This is a genomic window from Cellulosimicrobium sp. 22598 (genome assembly GCF_052044445.1).
Taxonomy (GTDB): Bacteria; Actinomycetota; Actinomycetes; order Actinomycetales; family Cellulomonadaceae; genus Cellulosimicrobium; species Cellulosimicrobium cellulans_G.
This window is the reverse complement of the sequence record NZ_JBQEMZ010000021.1, coordinates 1-14,780: the sequence shown is the minus strand read 5'-3', so window position 1 is coordinate 14,780 and position 14,780 is coordinate 1. Positions and strand designations below refer to the sequence as shown.

Annotated in this window: 12 protein-coding genes; 3 read left to right on the top strand and 9 right to left on the bottom strand. The window is 77.1% G+C overall.

Going from position 1 to position 14,780, the window contains the following annotated elements; genetic code table 11:
• Positions 1-4: 4 nt before the first annotated feature.
• The 7 genes from ACTJIY_RS18095 to pnuC all read right to left on the bottom strand — a co-directional run bounded on the left by ACTJIY_RS18095 (position 5) and on the right by pnuC (position 8,934).
• Positions 5-1,597 (bottom strand): AMP-binding protein, encoded by a 1,593-nt coding sequence (locus tag ACTJIY_RS18095; protein ID WP_440675124.1) that lies wholly within the window; start codon positions 1,595-1,597, stop codon positions 5-7.
• 9 nt (positions 1,598-1,606) lie between these two features.
• The gene (locus ACTJIY_RS18090; protein ID WP_440675123.1) at positions 1,607-2,218 is read right to left on the bottom strand and encodes a hypothetical protein; all 612 of its coding nucleotides are present in this window, start codon (positions 2,216-2,218) and stop codon (positions 1,607-1,609) included.
• On the bottom strand, positions 2,208-4,196 hold the full coding sequence (locus tag ACTJIY_RS18085) for a hypothetical protein (protein ID WP_440675122.1): 1,989 nt from the start codon (positions 4,194-4,196) through the stop codon (positions 2,208-2,210). Before ACTJIY_RS18085 ends, ACTJIY_RS18090 begins: the two co-directional genes overlap by 11 nt.
• Positions 4,193-5,458, bottom strand: a complete 1,266-nt coding sequence (locus ACTJIY_RS18080) for a hypothetical protein (protein WP_440675121.1) — start codon at positions 5,456-5,458, stop codon at positions 4,193-4,195. Before ACTJIY_RS18080 ends, ACTJIY_RS18085 begins: the two co-directional genes overlap by 4 nt.
• A complete protein-coding gene (locus ACTJIY_RS18075; RefSeq protein WP_440675120.1) occupies positions 5,455-7,062 on the bottom strand; it encodes an ATPase in 1,608 nt (535 codons plus the stop codon). Before ACTJIY_RS18075 ends, ACTJIY_RS18080 begins: the two co-directional genes overlap by 4 nt.
• A gap of 82 nt (positions 7,063-7,144) precedes the next feature.
• A complete protein-coding gene (locus ACTJIY_RS18070; RefSeq protein WP_440675119.1) occupies positions 7,145-8,272 on the bottom strand; it encodes an AAA family ATPase in 1,128 nt (375 codons plus the stop codon).
• Positions 8,269-8,934 carry a nicotinamide riboside transporter PnuC gene (gene pnuC, locus ACTJIY_RS18065; protein WP_440675118.1) on the bottom strand — a complete coding sequence of 222 codons (666 nt, stop codon included), beginning with the start codon at positions 8,932-8,934 and terminating at the stop codon, positions 8,269-8,271. The genes ACTJIY_RS18070 and pnuC overlap by 4 nt, the downstream gene beginning before the upstream one ends.
• Positions 8,935-9,188: 254 nt before the next feature.
• Between pnuC and ACTJIY_RS18060 the strand changes: the two genes are divergently transcribed.
• Positions 9,189-9,632: an OsmC family peroxiredoxin gene (locus ACTJIY_RS18060; protein WP_253053816.1), complete on the top strand. Its 444-nt coding sequence runs from the start codon at positions 9,189-9,191 to the stop codon at positions 9,630-9,632.
• A gap of 103 nt (positions 9,633-9,735) precedes the next feature.
• On the opposite strand, the gene ACTJIY_RS18055 is transcribed toward ACTJIY_RS18060, so the two are convergent.
• Together ACTJIY_RS18055 and ACTJIY_RS18050 are read right to left on the bottom strand one after the other, a co-directional pair.
• On the bottom strand, positions 9,736-10,779 hold the full coding sequence (locus ACTJIY_RS18055; RefSeq protein WP_440675117.1) for an NAD-dependent epimerase/dehydratase family protein: 1,044 nt from the start codon (positions 10,777-10,779) through the stop codon (positions 9,736-9,738).
• Positions 10,780-10,842: 63 nt separating this feature from the next.
• Positions 10,843-11,544: a TetR/AcrR family transcriptional regulator gene (locus ACTJIY_RS18050; RefSeq protein WP_253053804.1), complete on the bottom strand. Its 702-nt coding sequence runs from the start codon at positions 11,542-11,544 to the stop codon at positions 10,843-10,845.
• Positions 11,545-11,659: 115 nt separating this feature from the next.
• Between ACTJIY_RS18050 and ACTJIY_RS18045 the strand changes: the two genes are divergently transcribed.
• Both ACTJIY_RS18045 and ACTJIY_RS18040 read left to right on the top strand, forming a co-directional pair.
• Complete coding sequence (locus ACTJIY_RS18045; RefSeq protein ID WP_440675116.1) at positions 11,660-12,499, top strand: hypothetical protein; 840 nt, start codon at positions 11,660-11,662, stop codon at positions 12,497-12,499.
• Positions 12,496-14,598: a YhgE/Pip family protein gene (locus tag ACTJIY_RS18040; protein WP_440697250.1), complete on the top strand. Its 2,103-nt coding sequence runs from the start codon at positions 12,496-12,498 to the stop codon at positions 14,596-14,598. The genes ACTJIY_RS18045 and ACTJIY_RS18040 overlap by 4 nt, the downstream gene beginning before the upstream one ends.
• Positions 14,599-14,780 lie beyond the last annotated feature (182 nt).

Here is a 14,780-nt window from a genome sequence, read left to right as displayed (position 1 = left end):
GGCGTCACGCGGCCCCGCCGGGCACGTCGCTCGACCAGCGACGCGCCCGGCCCGCCCCGAGCCGGGCGGGGCTCACCTCGCGCACGGCGACGCGGCGTCCCAGCAGGTGCCCGACGGCGTCCCCCGCGGCGCGCACGGCCCTGGCCCCGGCGTCACCGGGCGCGTCGGGGACGACGTCGAGCACCACGCTCCCGTCAGCCGCCTGGTGGAGCTGCCACGCGGCCATGCCGTGGGCCTGGAGGTGCTGGGCGGCGTCGACCGACGGCACCCAGGCGCCGTCGGGCCGCAGGTAGCGCACGGGCGACCGGCCCTCCAGGTCGTGCAGCTCGACCTGGTCACCGCGCCGCACGATCCGCGCGCGATCGCCGGTGCGGTAGCGCAGCAGCGGCAGGTACGGGTTCTCGTCGACCGTGACGACGACCTCGCCGAGGCCGCCGTCGGGGACGGGCACGCCGTCGTCGTCGAGGATCTCGACCCAGACGCGTCGGCCCCCGACGACGACGAACGGCCCCCCGTCCGTGCGGGCCGCGACCGCGCCCGTCTCGCGCAGCCCGTAGAGGTCGACGACGGGCACGTCCCACGTGGCGTGCAGGCGTGCGCGGGCGACGCCCGACAGGTGCGCGGCCCCGCTGACGAGCGCGACCGGGTGCAGGGCGAGACCCTCGTGCGCGAGCCGGGCGAGCGCGAGCAGCGGCAGCGGCGAGCTCGACACCACCAACGGGTCCTGCGCCGCGAGGAACGCCGCACGGTCGCCCGGGCGCGTCCACGCGCCGGGGTCGAGGTTGACGCGCGCCATGGTCGGTGCGGCGACGCCGGGGCCGCGCCGGAACCCGGTCATCGCCGACGCGTACGTGAACGCCTCGCGCTGGTCCACGAGGTTCATCAGGCCCAGGCGGCCGGGCGCGGGCTCCCAGTACGCGCCCGTGCTCGCGACGAGGTGCTGCAGGAGCACGAGGTCCGCCGCGACGGCCACGGGGTGCAGCGGGACGCGGACCGCCGCACCCGTGCTGCCGGAGCTCGTGCCCTCGAGCACGCGGCCGAGCGGCACGTCCACGGGGACGAACGACGCCACGTCGTGCCGCAGGTCGTCGCGCGTGACGGGTCGGACCGCGGTGAGCGGCGACCCGGCCCGGCTCTCCCCGCGGTCGCGCGCCCGGCGGTACCGCGGCACGACGGCGTGCGCCCGGTCGACGAGAGCGCCCACCCATGCGGGCGGGGCGGAGGGCGCGGCCGCGACGCCGGAGGGTGCGGCCGGGCCCTCGGCGCGGGTGCCGGGACGGGTGTCGTCGGCGGCCTCGACGCGGGTGCAGGGACGGGCGTCGACCGCGGCTTCGACGTGGATGCCGGGACGGGTGTCGGCACGGCCCGCGGCGAGGCGGGCCGCGACCTCGTCGAGCACGGGCAGGTCGTCGGGGCGCAGCCGGTCGCCCGTGACGTGGACCCAGGCGGGCGCGGCGGGGTGGTCCCGCACCGCGTCGAGCGCGGCCCGGCCCGCGTCGTCGAGCGTGGGCCAGCGCTCGGCGTCGGTGAGCGCGACCGCGGAGCCCGGGGCGTACTCGTCGAGCGTGAGGTCGGGGGCGTCGTCGGGTGTCGTCATGAGTCCTCGTCAGTAGTTCGCGTACTGCGCGGCGGCCTCCTTGGCGCGCTTCTCCGCGAGCTCGCGTGCGAGCTGCTCGGCGCGGCGCGCCTCCTGCGCCATCTCGCGGGCGATCCGGCGCTGCTCGGCCGTGCTCACGGCCGCCCACCGGTCCGCAGCCACCTCGGGGCTCTCGCCCGCGGGCCGCAGCCCGAGCTCGCGCAGCACGGCGCGGGCCAGCTCCTCGCGCGCCGTCGGCGCGTGCAGCCACTCGTCCGGCGTCCGGAGCAGGGCGAGGGCGGGCACGGTCTGCTCGACGACCCGGACGAGCGCGCCCGGCGTCGCGGCGGCCCGGGACGCGGGCGCGGCGAGCAGGCGCTCGTCGCGCAGCAGCCAGCAGACCGTCCCGGCGAGCGCCGCGTACGGGGTGTGCGTGCACAGCGCCTCGACGGCGGCGCGCTGCGGGCCGCGCAGCACGCCGACCGCGCCGGACCCGGCGAGGAGGTCGGCGGTGTCGCCGACGAGCGCGGCGGCCGCGACCACCGGGTGGTCCAGCACGTCCGGGGGCGTGTCGGCCAGACGGTGCACGACGTCGGCGAGCGCGGGGCCCTCGACCGTCGGGCGGGCGAGGTCATCGGTCACGGCGGGCTCCTTCCGGTCGGCTGCTCGCTGTCGTGCTCCTCGACGGTGTGCTCGCCGGGGCGCCGGTCGAGGCGCCCCACAGCTCGCGCGCGAAGGCGCGGGCGAACGCGACGAGGTCGTCCTGGGTCTGCACGGCGTGGACCCGGTAGCCCACCGCGTAGTCCCGCACCGTCTCGGCACCCTTCGCCGAGACGTCCAGCACGAGCGTGCCCCCGCCCCCGGCGGCCGCGACGGCGCGCGCCGCGGTGCCCTCGTGGGGCGCCACGAGCTCCGTGTCGGGGCGCGCACCCCAGCGGAGCCGGACGACGTCGTCGAACATCGACACGACGCCGTCGTCGGAGATGACGGCGACGTGGCACGGGCGGGTGCGCGTCGGCGGGGCGCCGGTGACCGGGTCGCCGAGGTGCGTGCGCTCCAGGAGCGGGACCGGGAACGACGTCGAGCCGCCGAAGTGCGCGACGACCGCGTCGAGCACGCGGTCCTCGTCGCGCACGAACCCGTCCGTCCCGGCGACCTGCTGCGGCCCGCTCCACGTCGTGGCCTGCACGCGGGCACCCGCACGCAGGGCCGAGAGCGCGAGGACGGCCCCGGCGAGCGCGATCGGCGCGACGCGTCGCGTCGGGTCGGGCATCGAGCCGGACGAGTCGAGGTAGAGGTCGAGGTCGACGGGGACGCGGTCGGGCTCGTCGCCCGTGTCCTCGTCGACCGACCGGCGCACGGTCGTGAACCCCGGCACGACGACGGGCGAGCGCAGCAGCGTCCCGGTCCAGTCCACGTCGCCCAGCTCGTCGCCCACGTCCCACTGCTCGTGCGCGCCGAGCAGCGGCTCCGTGGCGCGCACGTGCTCGCGCACGGGGAACGGGACGAGCAGGGGCGCGGCGTGCTCGCGGTACCAGCGCCGGGCGGACGCCGCGGCGTCCGTCGTGAGCCCGAGCAGCCGGAGCGTCGCGTCGTAGTCCGCCGGCGCGAGGGCCTGGCCGGTCGCGTCGTGCGCGCCCTCGCCGTCGGTCCCGGGCGCGTGGTGCGCGGCGTCCGTCACGGGGTCGTCGGCCGCGCCCAGCCCGAGCTCCCCGACGACGCGCGGGTCGAGCGCGGGGTGCCGCACCGGCTCGACGGCGCGCGGGTCCGTCGCGAGCCCGCCGGGGACCGCCCCGGCCACCTCGTCCTGCCCGCAGACGACCTGGGGCAGCGTGGACCGCCGCCGCTGGAGGTGCCGCCGTCGGGCGTCGCGGTCCCCGCGCTCGGGCCGGGCCTGGCGGCGCGGGTCCTGCGCGGTGGCCGGCGACCCCGCCTCCGCCGCGAGCAGCGTGCGCAGGAGCGCGGCGAACCCCGCGGCGCCGCCGACGGGGTCGTCCGCGTAGGCGCGCACGAGGCGCGCGACGAGCGTCGCCTCGCGCTCGGCCACCGGGACGTCGGACGCGGTGAGGTCGCCGCGCGGCAGGCCCCAGAGGATCTCGTCCGCGCGCAGCACGGTCTGCATGACCGTGCTCGTCCCCGGCCCCAGCGCGCGCCACAGCCCGGCGAGGTCGATCCCGGCGCGGCGCTGCAGCCGGTCGTTGATGAGCAGGTCGCTCCACAGGTTGGCGGTGAGCGGCGCGAGCTGGTCCTGGTCCACGAGCCCGGCGCGCGTGCGCGCGACGAGGAGCGCGCTCGTCGTGAGGTCGCCGGGGGAGAGCACGTGGTGACCCACCTCGTGCGCGAGGACCGCGACCGCGTGGTCCTCGATCCCCAGCGCCACGACCTCGGCGAGGTCCACGTGCACGCTCACGCGGGTCGTCGAGAACCACGCGAACGACCCGACCCCCTCCGGGACGGTGCCGGGTCCGTGCAGCGTCGGGGCGCCGAGGCGCGTGAACCGGCCCCAGGCCGCGAGCGCCTCGGGCCACGCGGCCTGCCACCGCTGACGCAGCACCCCGAGGTCGGCGCGAGGTCGCTCGTCGGGCAGCGCCCCGACCGGTCCCGGCGCGGGCGCGCTCACCGGGGCCACCGCACGAGGAGGACGTCGTACGAGCCGGCCCGGCTCAGCAGCGCGAGCCGGCCCGACGGCGTCTCGACCACCGCGGCGCCGCTGACGTCCGTCAGGGCCGTGTCGGGCGCCGGGCCGGGCGCGCGTTGTCCGGCGGGACCGTGGTCCGACCCGTGGAGGCCCTGGTCGTCGACGTCGGCGCGGGGCGGCGTGACCGCGCCCGTGGCGTGGTCGCCGGCGCCCGGTGCGCGCGCGACGAACGCGCCGTGGACGTCGGCGACGAGCGCCCACTCCACCGTCTCGGCGCCGACGGTCGCGGCGTCCGCCGCGGCGCCCACGGCGGCCGGCACGCCGTCGCCGGTCGAGAGCAGCACCCAGCGCAGGCCGGGGTGGCGCGCGTCGGTGCCGACCACCAGCGCGGGCGACAGCCACGGCCCGCCGAACCCGCGGAAGCCGCCGAAGCGACCCAGGACCTGGGCGGGCCCGGGAGCGCCCGGCAGCAGGACCCACCGTGCCCCGGCGGGCTCGTCGCCCGGCCCGACGGCGGGCCACCACCACGGGTCCGCGGCGTGGCGGTCGAGCACGGCCCGCAGGTCCGCGGCGTCGACCGTCCCGACCGGCCCGGAAGCCCCGCCCGCCCCGGACGCAGGGAGCGAGAGCGCGGCCCGCGCGACCGGCTCCGGGAGCGACCGCGCGGCGTCGAGCGCCGCGTCCCGGTAGCGCACGAGCCCGCTGCGCCACGCCGCGACGAGCACCGCGCCCCGGACCGTGCCCGCCGTCGGTACGTCCTGCCCCGCGGCGGGTGACGCCGCGGCGGCGGCGACCACGCGTTCCGCCCACGCCGTCACGTCGCCGCGCGAGCCGGGCCCGCCGCCGACGGCGCGCGCGGCGTCCACGACGGCCGCGACCGTGGCCGCGGGGGCGAGGGCGAGCCACGGCGCGAGCCGCGGGACGACGTCGAGGAGCGCGCGTCGCTCCGGTGCGCCAGGACGCCAGCGACGCGCGGCGGCGAGCCGCGCGAGCGCGTCGACGAGCGCGTCGCACGTCGCCGCGAACGCGTCCGCACCGAGCTGCCGGGCGAGCGGGTCCGCGGCCGCGGCCACCTCCCGCACCGCGTCGGCCAGGCCGTCGCGGTCCGCGCCGTGCGCGAGGGCCCGCGCGAGGACGGCGTCGTACCGGGCGCGCTCCGCGAGGGCGCGGGCGGCGAACGTCGGGCGGACCCCGGGACCCGCGTCCCCGGCCGACGGCGACCGCACGCCGTCGGGCAGCGTCACGCGCCGCTCCAGCGCAGCCAGGTGAGGTAGTTCGTGTACCGCTGGTGGGCGTACTTGAGCGCGAGCGCGTCCTCGTACACGTGGCCGTGCAGCTTGGCGTGCTTCTCCCACGACGCGAGCACGTGCTCGATCCGGGCGAGCCGGCGCAGCACCTCCGCCTCGGGCAGCCCCTCGAACCCGGCCGCGACGTCCGCGAGGACCGCCCCGACGTCGTCCTGGTCGTCGAGGCCGGCGGCGTCGTACTGGCGGCACGCCGTGTCGAAGAGGTCGCGGATCCACGACACGCGGTCCGAGCGCAGCGGCTCGCGCTCGCGGTCGTCGAACGGGGCCGACTGCAGGTCGGGGAGCAGCTTGTCGTGCAGCACGAACGGGAGCACCGCGCGCAGGTCGGCGAGCTCCACCTCGGCGTCCCCGCGGAAGTACGCCATCGCCTTCGCGTACGCGACGAGCGACTGCAGCGCGCGCACCGACAGGCCGTTGAGGGTCTGCGCCCCCACGTCGCCCAGGCGGTCGCGGCCCGTGTCCGCCGTCGCCACGAGGTGCGGGTCCACGCCCGCGACGCGCGCCGTGTCCTTCGTCCGGTACTCGAACTGCCACCCCGCGCGCTCCAGCACCTCGAGCTGGCTCGCGAAGAACTCGAGGCGACGGCGCACCGGCTCCGGGAACGGGACGGCGAGGATCGCGGCGTGCAGCGCGTCGTGCTCGGCGGCGTCGAACACGATCTCCGGCGGCACGTTCTCCTCCGGGCGCACGCGCCGCTCGGCCCGGGCCACGAGGTCGCCGAGGAAGCGGTTGTTGAACGGCAGCGCGTGCACGACGACGTCGATGCGGTCCCGCAGCGCGTCGACCACCTGGTACGTGCCGCCGCCCGCGTCGTCGTTCGCCGTGAGGTACCAGGCGGCGTCGCCCGTCTCGTAGACCTGGTCGTACACCTCGACGTACCCGTCCGCGAGCACCGTGAGCAGCGCCGACTGCGTGCGCGTCGGGATGCGGTTGTACTCGTCGACGATCTTCACGCGCATGCCCAGCCACGACCGCCACGCGACGTCCACGTCCGCGAGGCTGTCCGCCTGCACCAGATCCTTGGGGAGCGGCGTGCCGAACAGGTCCGACACCGTGAGCTGCGGGTGCCCGTGCTGCATCGCGCGGCGCACGTCGCGCACCGGGTAGCCCGCCAGGACGCCCATGAGCACGGCGCTCGCGGTCTTCCCGCGGCCCGGCCCGCCGATCATGAGGCACCGCCCGCGCACGGCGAACGTCAGGAGCGGCAGCAGCACGAAGCTCGAGTACGACTGGTCGCTCGGCAGCGTGAGGAGCGCCTTGGAGTCGCCGAGCCGGAAGCTCGTCTCCCGCGCGCCGGGCGCCGCGAACTCGACGTCGTAGTGCGGGCTGATGATCGCGTGGTTGACGACCCAGAAGTACGCCTGGCGCAGCTTCTCGTCGAGCGGCAGCCCGCCCCGGGCCGCGCCGTCGTCGGGGCCGGCCCCGGCGACGGGCGTGCCGAACAGGTCGTCGACGCCCAGGGCGAACGGGTCGCGTCCGTCGGCCTGTCCCGCGGGCTGCGGCCGGGTCGGCGCGGAGGACACGTGCTCGAGATCGGTCACGGCCCGATCCTGCCACCGTCGTCCGCGGGGCGTGGGGACGTCCGTGCCGGGTCCGTGGGGCTCGCCGGGGCGGGGCCGGGGATCAGAAGGCGTCGGTGCCGGCCTGGGGGAGCGGGTCGGCGACGTGGCGCGGGGTGGCGAGCAGCGGCCCGACGGCGGCCAGCGCCTGGGCGAGCCGGCTCGCCCGGTCGCCGCGCACCTCGAACCACGGGACGCCGGGGCGGGCACCGTCCGGCGTCGGCAGCTCGGCGGGGCCGAGGTGGCGCACGACGTCGGCCGGGTCCGCCAGGCGCGGGCCGGTCGCGGCGAGGACCTCGCGGAACCGGTCCTGCATCGCGTGCCGTACGTGCTCGCCGTCGCGCAGGCCGTCCTGGACGAACGGGATCTCGTCGCCCGTGAGGACGTAGAGGTCGGGGCGGCGGGCTGCGGCGAGCGCCTCGACGCTCGGGGAGCGGTGGCCCACGTAGCGCTCGTGCCACAGCGTGGTGGCGAGCACGTCGGTGTCGCACACGAGGAGCGGGACGGGCGACACGGCGGCGGCGTCGTCCTCGCGCCGGGCCTGCTCGCGCGCGACGAGGTCGAACTCGGCGGTGTGCCACGGCGCGGCGAGGCCGCCGGGCCGGACCTCGGACCACTCGCGCCCGAACTCCAGCACGGGGTCGAGCCCGAGGTGGGCGGCGAGGTCGGCGGCGAGCGTCGTCGAGCCGGTGGACTCGGCGCCGAGCACGACGACGCGCCGCACGTACCAGGACCGGACCGGCGCGGGCAGCGCCCACCAGTGCGCCGCGGGGTCGGCGCGGACCGCGGACCCGGACACGGGCAGGTGCCGGCGGTCGGGGTCCACCTGGACCCACGTGGCGTCGAAGCGTCGCGCGAGCTCGACGCCGTACCGGTCGGAGGTGAGCACCGCGTCGACGGGCGGGTCGTCGGGGTCGAGCAGCGACCGCATGACCTTCACGTGCTCGTCCCACGCGTGGGGGTCGGCGTAGTCGACGGGGGCGTCGTCGAGCCCGTGGACGACGCGGGCGCCCGGGACCTCGGCGCGCAGCCACGCCGCCCGGGTCTCGGCGGGGATCGACTCGCTCGTCGAGGCGAGCACCTGCACGGTGACGCGCTCGCAGCGCGCGAGCGCGGTGCGGACGAGGTGCACGTGCCCGGCGTGCGGCGGGTAGAACTTGCCGATGACGAGGCCGTGGGCGAGCCGCGTCACCGGGCCGGCTCCGCGTCGTCGGGCACGGGGGCCGGACCGACGGCTCCGGGCTCGACGACGCCCGCGCCGTCGCCCGCGCCGTCGTCCGTGGGCGCCCCGGCGCGCGGCGTGCGCAGGGCGGCGGACCACTCCCGCAGGCCCTGCACGCACAGCGCCACGAACCCGACGTAGAGCGCGGCGGTGAGCCACAGGCCCTGGCTCGCGTAGAGCCCGACGAGCACGACGTCCGTCGCGATCCAGACCCACCAGTTCCCGATCCACTTGCGCCCGAGCATCGTCTGCGCGAGCAGGCTCGACGACGTCGTCAGCGCGTCCCAGAACGGCACCGCGGAGTCGGTCCAGGTCGTGAGGACGGCGACGAGCGCGGCCGTGGCCGCCGCGGCGGCGACCAGCCCGACCACCCACGCCGCGCGCGGCGTCCGGTGCACCACGAGGCGTCCCCGGTCGGTGCCGCCACGCAGCCACCAGTACCAGCCGAGCGCGCCGAGCACGAGGTACACGACCTGCAGCCCCGCGTTCGCATACAGGCCCGCGCCGGTGAACAGCACGAGGAACACCACGTTGTTGGCCAGCCCGACGGGAAACGTCCACACGTTCTGCCGCACCGCGAGCCACACGCACGCGGCGCCCGTGACGAACCCCAGGATCTCCTCGACGCTCACGGGCGCACACTCTACGGGCGCGTCGCCGAGAGCCCGGGCGGTGCTCGTGCGGCGGCACCGCGACCTCGGCACCTGCGGTCGAGATCGGCGACTGCGACCGCCGATCTCGACTGCGATCGCCGACCTCGACCGGGACCGCCGATCTCGGGGACTGTGACGTGTGCCGCGCTCGGGGGCAGGTGGGCCCGCGGGGCGTTACGGTCGGGACGAGCCCGGGTCCCTCCCGGGTACCCCGACGTCGAAGGAGATCTCGTATGCCCACGCGTATCGCTCGTACCGCCTGGAACGGTGGCCTGCAGGACGGTCAGGGCCAGGTCGAGCTGTCGAGCTCGAAGGTCGGCACGTACGACGTCTCGTTCCCGCGCCGCGCCGCGGACGACGCGGGCGGCGTCACGAGCCCCGAGGAGCTCATCGCCGCCGCGCACTCGTCCTGCTACGCCATGCAGTTCTCGGCGCTGCTCGGCGAGGCCGGCGCGACGCCCGTCTCGCTCGAGGTGACCGCCGAGGTCACGCTCGCGCCGGACCCCGCGGGCGGCTTCCAGATCCCGACGATCGCGCTCACGGTCCGCGGCGAGGTCGAGGGCATCGACGAGGCCGGGTTCCAGCAGGCGGCCGAGGCGGCCAAGGCGACCTGCCCCGTGTCGAAGGCGCTCGCGGGCGTCCCCACGATCACGCTGGACGCCGCGCTCGAGAGCTGACGCCCGCGCGCCCGCGCGCCGAGCACGACATGAGGGTCGTTATCCGTGGGATAGCGACCCTCATGGCGTGCTCGGCGACGCCCGGGGCGCAGCCCGGGTGACTTCAGCGGGGGAGGAGCGGCGGGGTCGAGGTCCCGGCGCCGGCGCGGATCCCGTCGACGAGCTCGGCGAGCGTGTCCTGCGCGCCGTGGGCCGGGTGCCACCGCAGGAGCTCCCCGGCGAGGCTCGTGTCCAGCACGGGGACGCGCATCGCCATGTCGAGCCAGCCCTCGCCCACCGGGGCCAGGCGCGCCCGCCACGCGGCCGCGACGGCGGTCCGGGCCGTCCCGTAGGGGACGGTGCGCAGCGAGCCGTCGGCGACGACGTCCGCCACGTCCTGCGGCGTCAGCACCGTGGGGTGGGCGACGTTGAACGGCCCGGGGTGCCGGCCGACCACGATGCGCGCGTACGCCTCGGCCGCGTCCTCGGCGTGCACCACCTGGAGGCGCAGCCCCTCGGGTAGGGGGACGGCGGGCAGGGGGGAGCGGCGGAGCGCGCGCGTGCCGAGCGGGCCGAGGAAGTACCGCGCGATCTCGGAGGCGGCGTCGCGCTGGAACACCAGCGCCGAGCGCACGCGCGAGACGACGATCCCGCTCCGGCGGTCGAGGTCGTCGAGCAGCGTCTCGACGGCCGCCTTGTCCTCGGAGTACGACGAGCCGGGGATCCCCTCGACGGGCCAGCCCTCGTTGACCGGCGTGTCGCGCGCGTCGCCCGCGTAGGGGGCGGGCGAGTAGGCGCCGACGGACGACGCGACGACGAGGTGCGCGACGCCGGCCCGCTGCGCCGCCTCGACGACGCGGCGCGTGCCCTCGACGTTGACGCGGCGCAGGCGCTTGCGGTCGTGGCTCGGCTGGACCGCCCACGCGAGGTGCACGACGACGTCCGCTCCCGCCAGCGCGGCGTCGAGCCGCTCGTCCGCGTCGGCGGCGGCGACGTCCGCGTACCGCCACGTCGCCGCGTCGTGCGGGGCGCGCACGGTGCTCGACCCGTCGGCGCGCGGCACGCGCCGCGCGACCGCGACGAGGGACGTCACGACGGGTTCGGCCGCGAGCCGACGCAGCACCGCCGTGCCGACGTTCCCGCTCGCCCCGACGACCACCACGCGCATGCGCTGCCTCCCGACCTCGTCCGCCCCGCGCTGTGTCCGTGTGTGGCGGGCGTTCTCCCGACGCTAGCCCGCCGCGCCCGAGTTCGCCCGGGCGATGGCGAGGACGGCTCCGCGCGCGGGCTCGGGGAGCTCGGGCACGAGGACGACCGCGCTCGCCAGGACGAGCCGCTCGATCTCCGCGCGGGACAGGTCGCTCCCGCCGAGCCACGCCGCGGTGACGTTCTCGACGAGCGCGACCCAGCCCGCGGCGATCAGCCGGAGGCGTGGCGACGTGAGCGGCGCGCCCGACGTCGCGGAGACCGTGGTGGTCAGCCGGGCGACGAGGCCCTCGCGGACGCGCGCGAGCGCCTCCTGCGTCGCGTCGTCCTCGGCGAGCGCGCCGCGCCACAGGTCCTGCCAGACGAGGCGCCGGGCCTCGACCGCGTCGAGGAACGACCCGACGGCGAGCGCCGGACGCTCGGCGAGGGGACGATCGTCCGGTGCGACGGTCGCCGCCTCGAGCCCCGCCACGGCCTCGAGCGCGACGGCCCGGCGCAGTCCGGCGGTGGACCCGAAGTAGTGGAAGACGAGCGCCTTGGACGCTCCCGACCGCGCGGCCACGACCGCGGGGGTGAGGGACTCCAGGCCGTGCTCGTCGGCCTGCCGCGCGGCGGCGTCGAGCAGCTCGCGGCGACGGTCGGCGGGCTCGCGGCGGCGGCGCGCGCCGGGTGGCGGGCTCGCCGCGTCGGCCGGGGCAGCGGGAGAGGGGGCGGGCGTGCGGGGCATGACATCCGTTGTACGCCGTTGTTGACCACGAGTCAACAAGAGGCGTAGCGTTGTTGACCGTGAGTCAACGGCGTCCTCGGTGAGGACCGGGGACCCACGAGAAGGAAGAGCCGGGATGCAGATCACGCTGACGGACGTCCGCGTCGACGGGCGGCGCGAGCCGATGCTCGAGCCCATGGACCTCGCCTGGTCCACGGGCGAGAGCGTGCTCGTCGCGGGCGAGCCGGGGCACGGGCACACCGCCCTCGCCCTCGTCGCCACGGGACGGTTCGACCCGTCCGCGGGCGAGGTCCGGCTCCAGCCCGCGAGCACGCCGTCGCGTCGCAACGGGCGCTCGTCCCGCGGCGCCGCCGCCACCCTGCGCGACGTGACCGCCGTCGTCGACGTCCCCGGCATCAGCGAGCCCGACGACGCGCTCACCGTGGCCGACGTCGTCGCCGAGGGCCTCGCGCTCGCCGGCCGCCGCTCGCTGCCCTCCGACGTGACGCGCTGGCTCGCCGACCACTCGCTCACCGCCGACCGCACCCGGCGCCTCGACCAGGTCCCCGGCGTCGTGCGCACCGCGCTCCTCGCGGCGCTCGCGGCCGAGGACCCCGACGTCCGCTTCCTCGTGCTCACCCTCCCGGACCGTCACGGCGGCGAGCCGTCGGGCTGGTGGGAGGTCGCGCAGTCCCTCGCCGCCGCGGGCTACGGCGTGCTCGTGCAGTGCACGCGCGCCTCGGCCCGCGACCTCGGCGTCGACCTGCCCCCGGCCCGCGGCGCGTCGATCCACGAGCCGCCCGTCGTCGTCCTGCGCACGCGCCCGACCCCGCCCCCCGCCCCCGACCCGGCCCCGGTCGACCCCCCGGACGCCGCCGAACCCGGGATCGCTCCCCAGGCTGGCGACGACCTGAGGAACGACCCCGGGCTCGACGAGCGGGCCGCCGCCGAGAACGACCCCGAGGAGGGCCGATGACCGCGATCCGGCTCGGGCTGTCCGAGCTCCGGCGCCTCGCCGCCGGTACGCTGCCGCGCCTCGCGATCCTCGCGATGGCGCTCATCCCCACGCTCTACGCCGGGCTGTACCTGTTCGCGAACCACGACCCGTACGACAAGCTCGACCAGATCCCCGCCGCCCTCGTCGTGCTCGACGAGGGCACGACGACCACCGACGCCCAGACCGGGGCGACGACGGAGCGCCACTTCGGCCGCGACGTCGCCGACCAGCTGCTCGACGACGGCGGCTTCGGCTGGGTCGAGACCAGCCAGGTCGACGCCGAGTACGGCGTGCGGTCCGGGCGGTACGACGCCGCGCTCGTCATCGGCCCCACGTTCTCCGCCGACCTCGCGTCCGCGGGAGAGTTCGAGCCCCAGCAGGCGAGCCTCACGCTCATCACCAACGACGCGAACAACTACCTCGCCCGCACGATCGCGGACCAGATCGTCGGCAAGGTGCGCGACTCGATCGCGGAACAGGTGGGCACGGAGGCGGCCGACACGTTCCTGCGCGGCTTCGCGTCCATCCACACCAACCTCGCCGACGCCGTGGACGGTGCGGACCAGCTCCTCGACGGGTCGACGCAGCTCCGCGACGGCCTCGTCACCGCGGACGACGGCGCGCACACCCTCGCCGACGGCGCAGGCCAGGCCGCCGACGGCGCCGAGCGTCTCGACGCGAGCACCGGGACGCTCGCGGACGCCGTCGGGCAGCTCGACGACGGCGCGGAGGCGCTCGCGTCCGGGCTCGGCACGCTCCGGGGCGCGACGTCGTCCCTGCCCGCCCAGACCCAGCAGCTCGCCGACGGCGCCGCGCAGGTCGCGGACGGGAACGCGCAGGTCGCGCAGTACGGGCAGCAGGCGGCCGCGGCCGCGGGCGAGGTGCTCCCGACGCTCGACACGATCCGCGGCGACGTCGACGCGCAGCTCGACCAGCTCGTCGCCGACGGCGTCCTCGACCAGGCGACGGCCGACCAGGTGCGGTCGCAGGTCGCGCCCGTGCTCGACCAGCAGCGCGAGCAGGTCCAGGGTGCCGTCGACCAGGTGACCGCCGCGTCCGGCAAGCTCGACCAGCTCGCCGACGGCTCGCGCCAGGTGTCCGAGGGCGCGGCCCGGCTCGCGGCCGCGACGCCTCAGCTCACGGCGGGCATCGCGAGCGCGGCGGACGGCGCGGACCGCCTCGCCGACGGCACGGGACAGCTCGCCGCAGCGACCCCGCAGCTCGTGGACGGCGTCTCGCAGCTCGCCGACGGCACGCGCCAGGTGTCCGACGGCGCGACCTCGCTCGCGGACGGGACGTCGCAGCTCCGCGACGGCTCGGGCGAGCTCGTCGACGGCGTCACGCAGCTCCGCGACGGGCTCGCCGAGGGCCTCGGCCAGGTGCCGGACCTCGACGAGCAGACCCGCCAGGACACCGCCGAGACCATCGGCAACCCGGTCTCCGTGAAGAACGAGGCGCTCTCCTCCGCCGGCACGTACGGCGGCGGCCTCACGCCGTTCTTCCTGTCGCTCGCGACCTGGATCGGCGCCTACGTGCTCTTCCTCCTCGTGCGGCCGCTGTCGTCGCGGGCCCTCGCCGCCGGGCGGTCCGGCCTCGCCACCGCCCTGGGCGGCTGGCTCACCCCGGCCGCGATCGGCGTCGTGCAGGTCGCGGCGATGTTCACCGTGACCAAGTTCGCGCTCGACATCGACCCCGTCCACGGCGTCGGGACCGCGCTGTTCCTCGTGCTCGTCTCCGCGACGTTCGTCGCGATCCTCCAGGCGCTCAACGTCTGGCTCGGCGCCGCGGGCCAGTTCCTCGGGCTCGTCCTCATGCTCGTCCAGCTCGTCACCGCGGGCGGCACGTTCCCGTGGCAGACCATCCCGCAGCCGCTGCGCTCGATGCACCAGTTCCTACCCATGACGTACGCCGTCGAGGGCCTGCGCCAGCTCCTCTACGGCGGCAACATGGCGACGGTGACGCGCGACGTCACGGTCCTCGTCGTCGTGCTGGTCGCCGCCCTCGCCCTGACCACGATCGCCGCCCGCAAGCAGCGCGTCTGGACGATCAAGAAGCTCCAACCAGAGCTCGTCCTCTAACCCGCGAGACCGCGCCCCGGTCCGCCGAGGTAGAACCGTGGTCTGCCGAGGTAGAGCCCTGGTTGGGCGAGGTAGAGCCCTGGTCGTGCCCGACGGCGTGTGGTCGCCCTGGGTGGTCGGGGTGGGTGGTGGTGCCGCGTCTACCATCCGCGCCGCTCGTTCCTCGCGTCGCTCCCGCCAGG